The sequence below is a fragment of the Pontibacter sp. LHS1 genome, from assembly GCF_058932855.1.
Genome location: NZ_JBZYWF010000005.1, coordinates 43,777 through 57,719, shown reverse-complemented (window position 1 = coordinate 57,719; position 13,943 = coordinate 43,777). Strand labels below are relative to the sequence as shown.

The following is a 13,943-nucleotide window of genomic DNA, read 5'->3' as shown; positions in this document are numbered from 1 at the left end:
AGCAAATTTGTTGGTTCAGCAATAAACAAAACTGTCTGATGCAGTTAATCCACACCAGACAGTCCTGATACCACGGCTATAAATCACCTATCGCATAGAGTAAGATTAGATTATGCAGCGCATTTATATTGCTTAGCAATACCGTATTGCTGATATGTTTTAATCCTGTTGTTAGCTACCTTTTAGTTAGCCTTTCCAAATCTGGTCCAGCAATTTCATAGCGTAAGGATTAGAAATCTGCTTTAATCCGTTGCAGTAAATACAAGATGTACCAGAAAGATTGTAGCAATTGCAACGACTATTCTTAATTATCAGATTTCGGTAAAATGCCACTTGCTCTGCTGCTAATTCACTTGTTATACCATTGTAATCGACCACCACATAATCTTCATCCTTTGTTACAGCAACCGTGTAAGTTGCGCCATTTTTAAATTTAAAGATATGGTGAAAAGTAGCTGCTGCTATCCTGCCTCTTAGAGTCGAGTGCATTCCAAATAGCATTCTATTAGTATCTATTGTCTTTAATATTAGTTCTTCACTATCTACATAGAGTATTTCATTTATAAGTATCATTTATGTTTATATTGTTTTTTCATCTATATGGAAATTCATCATAGCCCAATATGGTCTTATTGGTGGGGCTTGCTGATTTATTGATGTCTAATACCTCGACAACTGTGAATGAGACATCAAAGAACGTTAAACGAGTAGCAGGGCTGTCTTCTAAGCTTTCCGTAACGCACACCCTGAGGTAGCTTTCCAGTTCAAATACCTGTTCCTCGTACGTGTCTATAATGCCTTTCAATCGTTCTTCCAATTCCTCCTTTTTCCAGATATAATCAAAGTTCATGTTCTGGATTTCCTCACTAATAATGAGGGTAATCGTGTAGAAGCCTTGCTCAGTGTCATATGTATAAGCTACATGAGATGCATAGTCGAGTATCTTCTTGAAGTTATAGCTGTTTGGTATCTTACCCATCACGCACATCTCGCACTCAGCCATTTCCTCAAAGCTATTGCAATTACATAGTGAATCGCTCACCCTCAAATCCTGCCAAATAAGCAAACTTAACTCATCCATTCTGGTCTCGTTCAGGTCAGTGTCAATCCAAACCCACACCCACTCTATGCCAGCGACACATCTTAGCGCAGCAGCTTTTTGCTGCTCGTATGGATGGATAAGAGTGTATTGGTACTCCGACCTCCTATAGCCATCGGTTGATGTCCAGTATAACCCATAGCTATCCTCTTCCTTGTTATATGTCTTATAGATTTCTACATCACCTTCCTTATAAAGCAGTTCGTTCTTTAATATATGTTCCATTTTATCTCTTTTAGTTTTAATCTATATATCAAAAATAAAAGTGGGAGTAGTCAATAAGCCGACTCTTAAATTAGATTTTTTCAGTTATCAGATTTTATATATAATAGAAATATAGAGATATAACATGATGAGCCATAGCATAAAATTGTCAAGTGAGGCAGACCTGAAAATCTTAGAAATCCAGCTTTTGTTAGCAAAGAAGTTAAAAAAGAAAGTAAGTAAGAAGCATGTAGTTACCACAGCCCTGAAGGCTCTGGAAGAGAAAATGGGTCTTATCGTGGAGGGAAGGAATGATGGGAATGAATAGCTATCAAAACCCCATGAGATATGACACCGAAATTGAAGCTTATAGGCTAAAGATTCCAAATGACCTTGTTGTCCAAACGGAAAAGGGTGACCATAAGGTAACTGTCGTAGAAAGCATTAGCAGAAAACATGATGTGTTTGATTGCATAACCAGCTATGAGGATTATGACTATGTGATGAGCGAGTATATCAAAAGAACTTGCAGTTCACCTAAGCCCACAGCAGGAGTTCTGCTCTTATACTTTGATGAGGTACTTAGGCTCCATGCTACCCTGGCGGTTAAGGTAAGCATCCAAAAAGCAGATTATGAGTCGTATGCTGATGTTTCTACTTACATATACAGAAAGGTCAAGACCTTTCAGGACTGGCAAATGGATAGCTGACAAACTTATAGTTACTGCTCAGAAACTGTCTCTATTATTAAGGAGTAGTATTAAATTTTAGGCTTTTTAGTATGTGAGAAATCACGGGAACAGTCCACCCGTTGCCTAATAGCTTATAACGCAAGTGATTAGCAACGCCTGCTGTGTAACCAACGGGTATGCCTTGCAGTTTTTCCACTTCCTCGCAGGTTAGCTTCGATAAGTACGGTTTAAGTAGTTGTAGACTGTAGTAGTTTCTGTTTAAACCAGCCTCTGGATAAATATCTACTATTATCCCATCATGCAGATAGTATCGGCTGTTTATCTTTTTTACTGGATGTTTGAATTTTAACTGTCTTTCTCTATTTATGAAATAGTTCTGAACAGTAGCATTAGCGTAGGTGGCTGTGATGCAATAAGCTTTGTCTCTTTCAGAGAAACCACTTTCAAGTATATCTTGCAATACTACGCCTTTATCTTCTGGAATGTCCACACCTTCTATATTGGTCCAGTACAGCCTGACCCTGTTTTGTGCGCTTACCAAAGCGGAGTTAATTTCCATTGGCTTTACACCAAATAAACCACTAATCACATCCTGATGCGCCTTATTCATCATAACATTTTCCAGCAGAAAGTAAGGAGCATTGGTTTCTTTCAAGAGTCTTTCAAACTCATAGATTAATCGACCTCTGCTATCATCAAAGTTTTGCTGATTGCCTCTCTTTGAAAACGATTGACATGGACTTCCACCGATAACTAAATCAATTTGACCCGTATCAAAGATTCCATTTTCAGTTATCAAACAATTTTCTTTGAAAAAAACTTTTGAAACATCACCGATATGAATAGTGTCAGGGAAATTACTCTTTGACACCCCAATTGCTCCGTTATCTATTTCACTTGCATAGTATTTATTGACTTCAATACCTGCTTCTTGCAGTGCAAGTCGAGCGCAACTGATGCCATCAAACAAACTTAGAACGTTCAAGTGTTTCTGATTTTGAATTATAGTATTAACATTGCAAAAATAATCAAAGCAATATATAGTAACAAAGAAATGGCGAAAGGTACAGACATTGATGCAATCGTTGAGACACTTCAGCAATCTCAGCAAAATAAGGAGTTACTCGATGCAATGGTAAGCCAATTGGAAAAGTTTATTATCAATCAGAGGATAGTTCTCAACGAAATTGAAACGCTAATTACACAGGCTAAAGAAGGCACTGTGGAGAAAAGGAGCAAACGGGGTGGTTATCGGGTGAGAAAGAAGAAAGATGGAAATACAACATTGTAGTCTATTACCTATTATACATTAAGTTGATGAAGTGCTTTTCATCAGCTTTCCACTTATAATATTATCTGGCTACAAAGTATTGTGAATGTTTTAACTTGCTGAAAATAATTTACTTAAAGTTTATTTTTATTATTATATAATAAAATTTATTCTAAAATGTTTTTTTGTTTAATTTCTTCCCCTATATTTGCATCAGATATCAGATTATACAATGGGAAGTAAGGAAGTAAAGAATGTTCAGTATCAATCGCCACTACTCGTTGAGGCATTTGAGAAGTACCTGGTGAGTAAGCCATGGGTAGCTGAAAGAATATACAGAGATGAATGGAATGATGATGAGGCTATTCAGAAAAAACTTGTAGTCAGGCTGAGAAACAAGCTGAACGGCAACGGTAAAGTTTCATTAGCTGAAATCAGGGCTATTGAAGATGCCCTGCTGGATTTTGCGGATGGACTTAAAAAGCTGGTAAATAAATCCATAGATGATAGGTCTAAGAGATTTAAGAAAGTAGTTTCTGAGATAATAGATTCTTTGAGTGAGGAAGATAAAAAAGACCTACTGAAGTAGGTTATTTTTTTGAACAATAATTAATAAAAAATAATAATAAATAACTTATAATAATAAATGAAAAGATTGATTGAAATACCCTACATATTGGGAGCCAACACCTATTACTGGTCACCTGGAGGAAGCGCAAGCCAGCGTAGAGCGAATGAGTATAAGCGACAGAGAGAGGTCTATGATTTCTTCGACTCATTAGGTATGAATGTCGACTGGTCGATGAACACGGTTTCGGCTGTTGGAGAAGGTCTGGAAATCGAATTCTATTATAAGGAGTCGTGCAGCAACGTGTACAAGCAACTTAAAGTCGAGAGAAACGGCAGGAGAAGCAACATAACAAGTATCAGAAAGCTTGTGAATAACCGTAATGCACGAATTGAAAAAATAGAGGTTGTTCTACAGGCAGCTTAACGGTAAAGGGGTATTCAATGGATTTCAAACGAAACGTTCATACAGAGAATGGTAGTTGGCAACATCAGTAAAATCAAAAACCGCTCAGGAAAGCATAGGAACACTGTGTTTATAGTATCTGAAGTAACATATGCTGATATTGATAATCCTGGTCATGTGTTTGGATGGCAGCAGAAGCATTTTGTCATAACAGGCGACTGCGTGGCGTTAGACCATAAAGCCAATGGTGTGGCATATTACTTTAACGTATATGTCAAGCAAGGGAACAACTATGTGCTTGATAAGAAGCAGAGTCTCTATGTTGATTATTCTATCAATCCCTTTGGTGACATAATTTACTATATTGATATGACAAAGACAGAGTATACCAACCTTTCATGTCAGCTACGAGCGGATGACAGAAAACGTAAGATATCAGGTGTATTGGAGTAGGCAGGTGCGGCAACTGGTTCAAAATAAAGGTATCAGTATAAACAGCCCCAATTCTGCTCAAATCGCATCAGAAATTTTCAATTAAGAAGTTCACGTTAAGTTTTAGATATGGAAATATTAGATAAAGTTGTTCAGTTTTTGGCAGCAAAAGACATCAATGCTGTAAAACATGATACCGACAAGAATCTTCTGTTTATTAACGTTGATGTTGATGAATTAGATGAGAATGGTGACTTAGAAGAATATTCTGATGAAAGTATATATGTGCAAGATATTTTAAAAACACAACCATCTATAACTGTAAAATGGTTGGAAACAATAAGTGAGTTCAAAGATGAGTGGACGTTATCTGTTAATTTAGAGATGTTTCAACGTGATAATCCAAAGCTATTCAGAAAGGAAAGGATTGGCTATGTGTTTGAACAGGACGATGAAGAATAGCTAAATGAGTTTACTCCAAATTTATTTAATGGACTTAGCGAACACTATTCTGAACGGTTTCAGTAATCAGTGATTGCCTGTGCATAAGCCAGAGTGTGTCCACTAAAAAATATACTATGAAAGTAGCCCTATACTGTAGAGTCTCAACATTCACTCAAACGAACGACACTCAAAAAGCGATTTTGGTTGACTATGCCCAAAAGAACGGGTTAGCCTATGACCTGTACGAAGAGGAAGAGAGTTCCCGAAAGACCCGACCGATTAAGCAGCAGCTTTTGACGAAGCTTAGGTCAGGCGAGTATGCAGCGGTTTACGTGTACAAGCTTGACCGTTGGGCGAGAAGTTCTACGGAGTTGATTCTTGAAGTAACCGAGCTATATAATAAAGGAGTAGGCTTTGTTTCATTAAGCGACCAACTCGACTTTTCATCGGCAACAGGTAAACTACTGTTTCAACTGCTAAGCTGCTTCGCTGAGTTCGAGCGTTCCCTCATTTCTGACCGAACACGTGCGGCATTGCAACGAAAGAAGGAGTCAGGGGTGAAGCTTGGGAGAAAGGTCGGGTCGAAAGACACGAAGAAGCGTGATACCAGAAACTATAAGCTTCGGGAGATGCGCAAGCGGAAAGCCGCTGACGAAGCGAAAGGAATCTTCAAGCCGATTGAGGAATACATAATGTAAGAATCATGATACCATCACCGACATGAAAAGTCTGCTTCTCCTGGGGCAGACTTTTTGCTTTTATACCTCTACCAAATAATACTCCCCCCAAACAATTCGACTTCGCCCAAACCACGTTTTTCTGCTCCTGTCGCTGCCCAACCTCCCCTGTAAAAATCAGCCAAACATTCGAACGTTTATATGTTGTAGCGTTTTTCAAATCAGACTGCTCCAAATGCTTTATTTTAAAACTATAAGTTTTGGGATAGGGAGCCTAATTTTTGTGGTGTTAAAAACTCACCTGTATCAAAATCCTTTACCATTTGGTATAGCTTCAACGAATTAGGGTAATTCTTTTGATTCAGTATTTTAATCAGGTTAGTCTTATGATAAGTAGGCATATCAACACCTAAATATATTTCTTCAATGGCACTATTCTTAAGAGAAATACACCTGTAGTAAGGTGATTTTTCATCCATGCTAAGACAATGCTTTTTGACATTTAAACAAAAAGCCCTGATTTCATTCTCGTCAGTATAGCCTGTTTTCTTAATTAAAGCCCAATGAACAAGAGCCTCTATACTTTCGTCAAAGAAATTTTCAACTAATTCATCATCTGTATATTTTACCCTTGACTTCATACAATATTTAATTGCTGAAGACCTGAAACCTAAACACACACCTCTTTCATTGTTTGCATACTCTTTCCAAAGATGATGATTAATGTGATTTTGATTAAAACATGTAACCCCTAAGTTAGCCTTCAACTTTTCAAGAGCTATCTTAGCTTCTTCTTGATAAAAATAGGGGTTTTGGGTATTTGCGCTTTCAATTTTTCGTAACTGTGAGTAACTGAGGTTAGGGTGAGTTTGTAAAAAGAATTTTATATAATTGGCTGTGCTGGTTTCAAAGCTTAACAGCCCTAAATCCATATCTTTTTTATCATCGAACTTTGCGGGGTTTCCGAATCTGAGGGTGCTGTTTCTTAGTATGCTTCGAGCAGCGTTGTAGTTGGTATAGTGGTAAATTATAGGGTCACCATTTAAACAACTATTATCAATCTCCAACTTAATTATTGTATTCTCAATTCGCTTGAGTATAGTTTCCTTTTCTTCCTTGAGCATATTACTGTCTAATGATATTAATATAAAGATAAGTTTTTTTTTGCTCTCTGGTGAATAGAATAGCTGAACAAAGCAATACTTTATTGAAGCAAACAAGTTTGACAATAATGTTGCTATACACTCACAAAAATAACGGTTTAACTAAGTAGTGTTCATAATATAGTTAGACATCTGACGATGATTTATAGCCTATGAAAACAATTCCCTATATATGTGATTTAAATTCTGATATAACCTAATATTAATAGTTTTGAAGTATATGGAAAGTAAACCATCTCGTCTATAAGTAAAGATTATTGACGTTGATTTGTTGCCTGGCTTTCTTTACTACTGATAGCTGGTGGAAACAGAAAAATCACCCTGAACTGGTACGGTCAAGAAAGCTTTCATATTATTAACTGTTGAAATGAAACAGCACCATAAAAGCCTGACATTTTACAGCCAGGCTTTTTACTCAGGCGTGGCATAACAACGAACTTTCATTGGTCATTATCCTGCACAGCAACTCATTTTCTTCACGTCTTTTGTAAAGGACATTGCAGCTAATTTAACACCCTCTGCCAATGTCAGGTAAGGGTGGAGAGCCGAGGCGAGTTCCTTCACCGTAATATTGTACTTGATGGCAAGGCTCAACTCCATTGTTAGCTCGCTGCCCTCAGGAGCCACTATCCTGGCACCCAACAAATGGTCGGTCTCGGTGTTGCGAATCAGTTTGATGAAGCCACGTGTATCCAGGGCGGCAATGCTGCGGGGAACCTCCGATAAGGGCATAACGGTTGCTTCGTAGGGGATGCCTCTTTCTTCTGCCTGTCGCTCGTCCATACCCACGCCTGCCACCTGAGGGTCTGTAAACACCACCCACGGCAGCACGTTGTAATCAACTTCAATCTTTGCCCCTTGGAAGGCGTTTCCCACCGCTGTTGTGCCTTCATAGGCGGCTGTGTAAACGAACTGCGGGAGGGTGTTCACGTCACCGATGGCATAGATGTTCGGCACATTCGTTTCAAGGTACTCGTTAACTACCACATGCCCTTTTCTGCCTGTTACCACGCCAGCCTTCTCCAAGCCTAAGTTCTCAGTGTTTGCTCTCCTTCCTGTCGCAATGACAACGTGTGAGGCTTCGAGGTGATGGACTTGCCCGTTGTACTCAAGTTCAGCATTAACAATACTGTTTTCCTGCCAAACACGCTTGATGGCAGCACCCGTTTTTATCTCTATGCCTTCATCGGTCAGGTGCTTTGTCAGTTCATCCGTGATGTCATGACCCTCTTTTACAAGCACTCTGTCATATGACATCACAACAGTGACCTTAGTGCCTAAGCGGTTATATAACTGCGCTATCTCCAAGCCGATGTAGCCACCACCTATGACGATTAGCGACTCTGGCTGCTCTTCCACATCAAAGAGCGTGTCACTGGTCAGGTACGGAACATTTGAAAGACCTTCAATGGATGGGAGAGCCGTAGTGGAGCCAGTAGCGATAACTATCTTTATTCCTTCATATACCTCTCCCTTTACTGTTATGGTATTCTTGTCCACAAACTGAGCATTCCCTTCCAGCACGGTCACGTTTTGCAGGTCTGCCAGAAGGCTTAGATACTTGCGGCTCTGCATCTCCGACACAAGTGCCTTCTTCTGCTGGATAATACTTTTGAAGGCGATTTCAGCCCCTTTTGGCTGCACCCCATCAAACGGAGAGTGCATGGCATGCCGCACGCTTTCGGCTGCCCTGATAAGGAATTTGGAAGGTACGCAGCCCACGTTCACGCATGTGCCGCCCAAAGGCAAGCCCCCGTTCACCATAAGCGTTGAGAGTTGGAGTTCGTTCGCTTTGATGGCTGCGGCAAATGCAGCGGAACCTCCCCCGATGATGATTAGGTCAAACTGTCGTTTCATTGCTATCTTTCCTTTTGGTCTGTTACCTTATAGCCAGTTTTCAGAACGGCTTCCCTGATGGCTGATACACTGGTCTTGGTGCTGTCGTACTCTACCACGGCATTGCCATTGTCATAGGATGCCTTCGCCCTGAAGATACCGTTCAGCGCATTCACCTCCTGCTCCACGTGCGCCTCACATCCGCTGCACGTCATGCCGCTGATTTTGAACTCCACAGTACTATTCATGTTGATGCCTGCTACTGGTGTCTGCGCTTCCTGCTTCGGGAATTGGTAGAAGACATGGGAGAAGGAGGGGAAGGCAAGCATCACGGCAGCGAAGGCTGTAACCAGCGCCAGAAAGGTCTTTGACTGGAAAAAGCCTTTCCTGTCCGTTTCGCAGCCGCAGTCGTCTTGACTGGATGTCCGTAGCCGCTGATACCACGCCAACCCGAGAACCAGCACGGTGACCCCCATCAGCACATAGCGGTACGGCTCAAGGAACGAGAATGACGATGCCAGACCGCTGGTGCCAGCAACCAGAGCCAACAGGGGCGTGATGCAGCAAAGGGAAGCTGCAAGTGCGCTCAGCACGCCTAAGCCGAGGAATCTGTTATTTGATTTCATACCAGTTCGAATATTTTGTTGCCTTCCAGTAGTTTGAAGAATGGTCTGAGCAGTTGCTCGTACTGCGGGGTGAGCGAGTAGAAGATAGTCTTACCTTCCTTCTGAGGCTTGATAAGGTCTCGGTCTTTGAGTTTGCGCAGGTGCTGCGACACGGCAGAAACGGTGATGCCAAGCACATCGCTCAGGTCGCACACGCAGAGCCTTTGTTCCTCATAGAGCAGGAAGAGTATCTTCAGCCTCACATTGTTGCCTGCCAGTTCAAGCCCTTGGGATAGTTCATCAAAGGAGCCGCTGAGTTCTGTTACACGTTCTCTGCACCGTTTAATTTGGCTTTCGTCTGCTTCTACTCTTATACAGGTGATTTCCATTTTCAATATATCATTTAAGCAACTGCTAAAATAATGAAAAAGATTATATCTTGCTGTTCTGGTATATAAATAAAGATTCCAGTAGAGATAGAATGAAATAAGTGGTTAAAGCTTAACCATGCTTATATACAAGGTCTTGAGGCATTTATGTGGAGTCTATACTTTACCGAAGCTAAATCTAAACCCAATGATGGACTTCAAGCTACTTCGCCAACTTCAGAATCCTGAACGCTCCCCTGATAACGACAACAAAGACCACCGCACCTACCACTAAGTCTGGTAAAGCAGAGCCTGTAAATAGCACCAGCAAACCAGCCAGAATCACGCCTCCGTTGATGATGATGTCATTCGATGTAAAAATCATCGTTGCCTGCATGTGCGCTTCCTTGCTTTTGCTCTTTTGCAACAAGTACAGGCAGAAAGCATTGGCAACAAGGGCAAGGATGGACACGACTATCATCGTTCGGAAATCTGGCATCGGTTCATCCCCGACAACCCTACGCACCACCTCAACGAATCCGACCGCAGCAAGCGTTAGCTGAAAGTACCCGCTTGCCTTGGCGATGTTCTTCTTTCTGGTGATAGTGCTACCCACTGCAAACAGGCTCAAGCCGTAGACCAGTGAATCGGCAAGCATGTCCAGGCTATCAGCGACCAGCCCCATCGACTTCGACACGAATCCCGTAGCCATTTCCACAACGAAGAAGCCGAAGTTTATCAAAAGCACAGTCCACAATAGCTTCCTTTGCCCCTTCGCATCCTCGACCACTACATCCTGTTCTGTACTTTCGGTTGACAGCAGGGAAGAACCTAAGCCGAGTTCATTGATATGGGCATTTATGGTTTCAAGTTCTCCTGCGTGAAACACGGTTAGCTCCCGCTTCTGCAAGTCAAAGTCCAAGCCTTTTACTGCCGTTACGCCATCGAGCTTCATGCGCACCATGTTCTCTTCTGATGCGCAGTCCATGTGCTGTATCTTAAAAGTTGATTTTTCCATGTGCGATGCTTATAAAATGTTCAGTTTGATGCCCCCGTTGATTACCCTGCCATCCATCGGGGCGTAAATCTCCTTGAAATCAGGGTTTCGCATGCTGCCGCTGTAGATACTGCCAAACCTGGTCTGCCTGGTGTCGAAGATGTTCTCGAAGTTGACGAACAGGGAGAAGCGCTCGAACACCTTCTCGACCATCACCCCGTTTATCCAGTAATCACGCCCTCGACTGCCATCCGTGAGCCGTTGTGGACTGAAATAGTACGCTTCCAGCCCGATGCGGAAATTGTCCTCCTTTTCCAGCATCAGCACCGTGTTCACCCTATGCTTGGGGGTCAGCGGCATGTCGTTCACCTCTCCATTGTAGTGCTGCCTGGCATCGGTGTAGGTATACCCCAGGAACAGCTTCGCCCACTCATAGCCAAACTTCATGTTCGTCTCCACGCCCTTGGTATCCACGTAGCCGCTGGCGTTCCGAAACTCATACAGGTTGTCTGGTCGCAGCGTGAGGATAAGCGGGTTGTCCAGGTAGGTGTAGAAGAACATGTGGTTGATGCTGAACGTCACGTTCTCCCCAATCAGGGTGTTGTAGTTGATGTCAGCGTTGCCTCCAATGGAGGTTTCCGCCTCTGTCTGGCTGATGTTGAGCGGAAGGATGTTTCGGAACGTGATGTCCTCTGCCTCCTGCGTAAAGATGGTCGGGGTCTTATAGCCCATGCCACCCCCGATACGGGAGGTCAGGCGGTCTCTTAGCTTGAACAGAGCCGACACCCGTGGCAGCACAAAAAGCCCCCTGGTCTTGTTGGCTGGCGAAGGGGTGACATAGTCGGCTCTCAGACCAGATTCCAGTACAAACCATTCCGCTGGCGTAAACGTGTTCTGTGCAAAAGCACCGATTGTAGTGAATTCGTAGTCTCTCGCCCCAATGGCATCGGCATTCCGCTCGGAGAAGTTGTCAGTCCAGAGGTTTGCGCCTACCACCCAATCATTTTTTTCGCTGTTGAGGCTGTATGCCACTTCGCTGAAACTGGCAGTCTGGTTTCCATCGAAGTCATAGTCAGGCACTGCAATGGCTCTGTTGAAGAAACTCAGGCTGTTCTTCACCGATAGCAGTGACTGCTCTGACAAACGATGCTCGAAGCCAAACTGCGTGGACAGGCGTTCGGTGTTGTTTTTCTCATAGTAGAAATCACCTTCCTCTCTGTCTATATAGCGCATATCGCCTCCCAAGCGGTCTTCCTGCGATGCGTTTACACCCAACGAAAGCGTTGTGCGGTCACTTGGATAGTAATAGAGCGTGGGGTTTGCCGTGTAACGCTCAAACTCTGGTATAGCGGAAAACCCATTATCGGCAGGGTCATAGGCTTGGTTGGCGTTTCTGGAAGCGAACACGGTGACACCGAATTTACCGAACTTCTTGCCGTAGAATCCGCTCAGGTCAAGCCCGTTGGCACTGGTTACGTTCGCCATCAGGCTCAGTTCCCCTTCCTCGGTCGGTTTTTTTGTAATCAGGTTAACAAGACCAGCTATCGCACCCCCACCGTAGAGGGTGGAAGAACTGCCTTTGATAACCTCCACCTGGTAGAGATTGAGCGGTGGAATCTGCATGATGCTCAGACCGCTGGAAAAACCAGAGTAGAGCGGGAACCCATCCTGTAGTATCTGCGTGTAGCGACCATCCAAGCCCTGGATACGGATGTTGGCATTGGCACTGGTGGCGGACGTCTGCTGTGTCTGGATGCCAGTGCTTTCGCTCAGCAGCATTCTGATATCGCCAGGCTTCATGTTCGCCTTCTCACCAAGTTCTTCCAGTGTGATGGCTTCCACTCGGGTCGGAATGTCCTCTATTGTTCGGCTGCTACGGGTAGTGGTGACCACTACTTCATCAAGTTCTTCACCGCTTGGGTCCAACAACACCACAAGCGGAGTTGACTGAGTGAGCGGAAAGTTAAGGGTGTCCATCCTGTCCTCATACCCGAGGTAGCTGAACCTGATTACCTGCTTTCCATTAGGTATGTTCCTTAGTTCGAGTTCTCCATTGGCATCGGCACTGGCACCTATCGCTGTTACCTGAACGGCAGCGGTCGCCCCGATTAACGGTTGATTTGTTTCGCTATCCCTTAGGACAGCTTTCAATGTATTCTGGCTATACGCCATCGTACTGCTCAGTAAGATGAGCAGTACAAAGATGTACTTCTTCATTCTGGTTTGTCTAATACTGTAATATAGTTAAGTACGATACAAAGGAGTACCGCATATCAGGTGACGAGGTCACAATTATGGCATTAGCTTAGCCTCGGAGGCTGCCAGATGGAATGGTAGAAGCGGGGAAAGAAGCTTTGTTTGAAAACAGAATAATGCTTCCTAAATTGCAGGGAGGGTACTGTCTGTGCAACTGTAAAGTGGGATACAGTAAAACCTACACAGGATGAGCAACTGTAAAAGGGTGAGCAACTGTCAGTATTTTTTTCGTGCCTGTCGTTTTGCTCTGTCTTAACATCATCGTTTGCGCAGTCTTCGGTAGCGCAGCAGGGCGAAACCGAGAGCGTTACCACTAAAAGTGCCAATATGATAGTTAAGACTTTCACAAATCAAATTTACAGCTTCTAAACTGAAATTTCAAACGTTCACTCTCCTGAAGAGTGTTTAAGCTGTCCTCACACTACTGTCCTGTACCACCAGTATAAAGAGGACACACGTTTGCTTTTGCAACAATCAGACATCGGGTGGGGTATACTTATGAAACATGTTTCATCTATATAAACAAACTTAAAGACTATGCATAATTCACCAGAGTACAAGAACGTAATCCAGGCACTCAACGACTGTGCTGCCGCCTGTGACCACTGCTACAACGCCTGTTTCCAGGAGCAGGACGTGAAGATGATGGCACGCTGTATTCAGTTAGACCGTGACTGTGCGGAAATCTGCAAGCTGACATCAAGCGCACTGGCGAGAGACTCGGAGGCAGCGAAAACCTATCTTCAGGCATGTGCCGAGGTGTGCAGGATGTGCGGTGAAGAGTGTGCCAGGCACGAGGCGCAGCACTGTAAGGATTGCGCTGAGGCATGCAGACGATGTGAGGAAGCTTGCAGAAGCCTGTTGTAAAACATTCACATTTCCCGTAGAAAAAAAGCATGGCAACTTTCGAAGCCATGCTTTTCTTTT

19 protein-coding genes are annotated in these 13,943 nt (G+C 43.2%); 9 read left to right on the top strand and 10 right to left on the bottom strand.

Annotated features, from left to right (window positions below; genetic code table 11):
- Positions 1–186 precede the first annotated feature (186 nt).
- On the bottom strand, positions 187–573 hold the full coding sequence (locus AC5FXQ_RS11505) for a hypothetical protein (protein ID WP_493602572.1): 387 nt from the start codon (positions 571–573) through the stop codon (positions 187–189).
- A 19-nt stretch (positions 574–592) separates the two neighbouring features.
- Complete coding sequence (locus AC5FXQ_RS11500; protein WP_493602571.1) at positions 593–1,324, bottom strand: hypothetical protein; 732 nt, start codon at positions 1,322–1,324, stop codon at positions 593–595.
- A 124-nt stretch (positions 1,325–1,448) separates the two neighbouring features.
- Here AC5FXQ_RS11500 and AC5FXQ_RS11495 point away from each other — a divergent pair, with 124 nt between their 5' ends.
- Positions 1,449–1,631, top strand: a complete 183-nt coding sequence (locus AC5FXQ_RS11495; protein WP_493602570.1) for a hypothetical protein — start codon at positions 1,449–1,451, stop codon at positions 1,629–1,631.
- A gap of 13 nt (positions 1,632–1,644) precedes the next feature.
- Complete coding sequence (locus AC5FXQ_RS11490) at positions 1,645–2,013, top strand: hypothetical protein (protein ID WP_493602569.1); 369 nt, start codon at positions 1,645–1,647, stop codon at positions 2,011–2,013.
- 37 nt (positions 2,014–2,050) lie between these two features.
- On the opposite strand, the gene AC5FXQ_RS11485 is transcribed toward AC5FXQ_RS11490, so the two are convergent.
- Positions 2,051–2,980, bottom strand: coding sequence for a DNA cytosine methyltransferase (locus AC5FXQ_RS11485; protein ID WP_493602568.1), 930 nt, complete (start codon positions 2,978–2,980; stop codon positions 2,051–2,053).
- 69 nt (positions 2,981–3,049) lie between these two features.
- Here AC5FXQ_RS11485 and AC5FXQ_RS11480 point away from each other — a divergent pair, with 69 nt between their 5' ends.
- The 6 genes from AC5FXQ_RS11480 to AC5FXQ_RS11455 all read left to right on the top strand — a co-directional run bounded on the left by AC5FXQ_RS11480 (position 3,050) and on the right by AC5FXQ_RS11455 (position 5,812).
- Positions 3,050–3,286, top strand: a complete 237-nt coding sequence (locus AC5FXQ_RS11480) for a hypothetical protein (protein WP_493602567.1) — start codon at positions 3,050–3,052, stop codon at positions 3,284–3,286.
- Positions 3,287–3,497: 211 nt separating this feature from the next.
- Complete coding sequence (locus tag AC5FXQ_RS11475) at positions 3,498–3,854, top strand: hypothetical protein (protein WP_493602566.1); 357 nt, start codon at positions 3,498–3,500, stop codon at positions 3,852–3,854.
- A 57-nt stretch (positions 3,855–3,911) separates the two neighbouring features.
- Positions 3,912–4,259: a hypothetical protein gene (locus tag AC5FXQ_RS11470; protein WP_493602565.1), complete on the top strand. Its 348-nt coding sequence runs from the start codon at positions 3,912–3,914 to the stop codon at positions 4,257–4,259.
- Positions 4,260–4,307: 48 nt separating this feature from the next.
- The gene (locus tag AC5FXQ_RS11465) at positions 4,308–4,691 is read left to right on the top strand and encodes a hypothetical protein (RefSeq protein ID WP_493602564.1); all 384 of its coding nucleotides are present in this window, start codon (positions 4,308–4,310) and stop codon (positions 4,689–4,691) included.
- A gap of 108 nt (positions 4,692–4,799) precedes the next feature.
- A complete protein-coding gene (locus AC5FXQ_RS11460) occupies positions 4,800–5,132 on the top strand; it encodes a hypothetical protein (RefSeq protein ID WP_493602563.1) in 333 nt (110 codons plus the stop codon).
- 116 nt (positions 5,133–5,248) lie between these two features.
- Entirely contained in the window at positions 5,249–5,812 is a 564-nt protein-coding gene (locus AC5FXQ_RS11455) for a recombinase family protein (RefSeq protein ID WP_493602562.1), read from the top strand.
- 230 nt (positions 5,813–6,042) lie between these two features.
- Here the strand turns inward: AC5FXQ_RS11455 and AC5FXQ_RS11450 are convergent, their stop codons facing one another.
- From AC5FXQ_RS11450 to AC5FXQ_RS11420, 7 genes are all read right to left on the bottom strand, one after another.
- The gene (locus AC5FXQ_RS11450) at positions 6,043–6,915 is read right to left on the bottom strand and encodes a DUF2971 domain-containing protein (RefSeq protein ID WP_493602561.1); all 873 of its coding nucleotides are present in this window, start codon (positions 6,913–6,915) and stop codon (positions 6,043–6,045) included.
- A gap of 489 nt (positions 6,916–7,404) precedes the next feature.
- Positions 7,405–8,811: a mercury(II) reductase gene (gene merA / locus AC5FXQ_RS11445; RefSeq protein ID WP_116544712.1), complete on the bottom strand. Its 1,407-nt coding sequence runs from the start codon at positions 8,809–8,811 to the stop codon at positions 7,405–7,407.
- Between the two features lie 2 nt (positions 8,812–8,813).
- Positions 8,814–9,416 (bottom strand): mercuric transport protein MerTP, encoded by a 603-nt coding sequence (merTP, locus tag AC5FXQ_RS11440; protein ID WP_493602560.1) that lies wholly within the window; start codon positions 9,414–9,416, stop codon positions 8,814–8,816.
- On the bottom strand, positions 9,413–9,784 hold the full coding sequence (locus AC5FXQ_RS11435; protein ID WP_493602559.1) for an ArsR/SmtB family transcription factor: 372 nt from the start codon (positions 9,782–9,784) through the stop codon (positions 9,413–9,415). Before AC5FXQ_RS11435 ends, merTP begins: the two co-directional genes overlap by 4 nt.
- 202 nt (positions 9,785–9,986) lie before the next feature.
- On the bottom strand, positions 9,987–10,781 hold the full coding sequence (locus AC5FXQ_RS11430) for a cation efflux transmembrane domain-containing protein (protein WP_493602558.1): 795 nt from the start codon (positions 10,779–10,781) through the stop codon (positions 9,987–9,989).
- 9 nt (positions 10,782–10,790) lie between these two features.
- The gene (locus AC5FXQ_RS11425) at positions 10,791–12,977 is read right to left on the bottom strand and encodes a TonB-dependent receptor (protein ID WP_493602557.1); all 2,187 of its coding nucleotides are present in this window, start codon (positions 12,975–12,977) and stop codon (positions 10,791–10,793) included.
- An 83-nt stretch (positions 12,978–13,060) separates the two neighbouring features.
- The gene (locus AC5FXQ_RS11420) at positions 13,061–13,363 is read right to left on the bottom strand and encodes a DUF6660 family protein (RefSeq protein ID WP_493602556.1); all 303 of its coding nucleotides are present in this window, start codon (positions 13,361–13,363) and stop codon (positions 13,061–13,063) included.
- Between the two features lie 190 nt (positions 13,364–13,553).
- On the opposite strand from AC5FXQ_RS11420, the gene AC5FXQ_RS11415 reads away from it, so the two are divergent.
- Entirely contained in the window at positions 13,554–13,883 is a 330-nt protein-coding gene (locus AC5FXQ_RS11415) for a four-helix bundle copper-binding protein (protein ID WP_493602555.1), read from the top strand.
- The last annotated feature ends 60 nt before the right edge of the window (positions 13,884–13,943 follow it).

Bases quoted from the DNA above. Each gene is read 5' to 3' on its own strand.
- merTP (WP_493602560.1), bottom strand. From the start codon at position 9,416: ATGAAATCAAATAACAGATTCCTCGGCTTAGGCGTGCTGAGCGCACTT.
- AC5FXQ_RS11460 (WP_493602563.1), top strand. From the start codon at position 4,800: ATGGAAATATTAGATAAAGTTGTTCAGTTTTTGGCAGCAAAAGACATC.
- AC5FXQ_RS11490 (WP_493602569.1), top strand. From the start codon at position 1,645: ATGAGATATGACACCGAAATTGAAGCTTATAGGCTAAAGATTCCAAAT.
- AC5FXQ_RS11505 (WP_493602572.1), bottom strand. From the start codon at position 573: ATGATACTTATAAATGAAATACTCTATGTAGATAGTGAAGAACTAATA.
- AC5FXQ_RS11495 (WP_493602570.1), top strand. From the start codon at position 1,449: ATGATGAGCCATAGCATAAAATTGTCAAGTGAGGCAGACCTGAAAATC.
- AC5FXQ_RS11475 (WP_493602566.1), top strand. From the start codon at position 3,498: ATGGGAAGTAAGGAAGTAAAGAATGTTCAGTATCAATCGCCACTACTC.
- AC5FXQ_RS11470 (WP_493602565.1), top strand. From the start codon at position 3,912: ATGAAAAGATTGATTGAAATACCCTACATATTGGGAGCCAACACCTAT.
- AC5FXQ_RS11450 (WP_493602561.1), bottom strand. From the start codon at position 6,915: ATGCTCAAGGAAGAAAAGGAAACTATACTCAAGCGAATTGAGAATACA.
- AC5FXQ_RS11465 (WP_493602564.1), top strand. From the start codon at position 4,308: ATGGTAGTTGGCAACATCAGTAAAATCAAAAACCGCTCAGGAAAGCAT.
- AC5FXQ_RS11480 (WP_493602567.1), top strand. From the start codon at position 3,050: ATGGCGAAAGGTACAGACATTGATGCAATCGTTGAGACACTTCAGCAA.
- AC5FXQ_RS11435 (WP_493602559.1), bottom strand. From the start codon at position 9,784: ATGGAAATCACCTGTATAAGAGTAGAAGCAGACGAAAGCCAAATTAAA.
- AC5FXQ_RS11500 (WP_493602571.1), bottom strand. From the start codon at position 1,324: ATGGAACATATATTAAAGAACGAACTGCTTTATAAGGAAGGTGATGTA.
- merA (WP_116544712.1), bottom strand. From the start codon at position 8,811: ATGAAACGACAGTTTGACCTAATCATCATCGGGGGAGGTTCCGCTGCA.
- AC5FXQ_RS11425 (WP_493602557.1), bottom strand. From the start codon at position 12,977: ATGAAGAAGTACATCTTTGTACTGCTCATCTTACTGAGCAGTACGATG.
- AC5FXQ_RS11415 (WP_493602555.1), top strand. From the start codon at position 13,554: ATGCATAATTCACCAGAGTACAAGAACGTAATCCAGGCACTCAACGAC.
- AC5FXQ_RS11430 (WP_493602558.1), bottom strand. From the start codon at position 10,781: ATGGAAAAATCAACTTTTAAGATACAGCACATGGACTGCGCATCAGAA.
- AC5FXQ_RS11455 (WP_493602562.1), top strand. From the start codon at position 5,249: ATGAAAGTAGCCCTATACTGTAGAGTCTCAACATTCACTCAAACGAAC.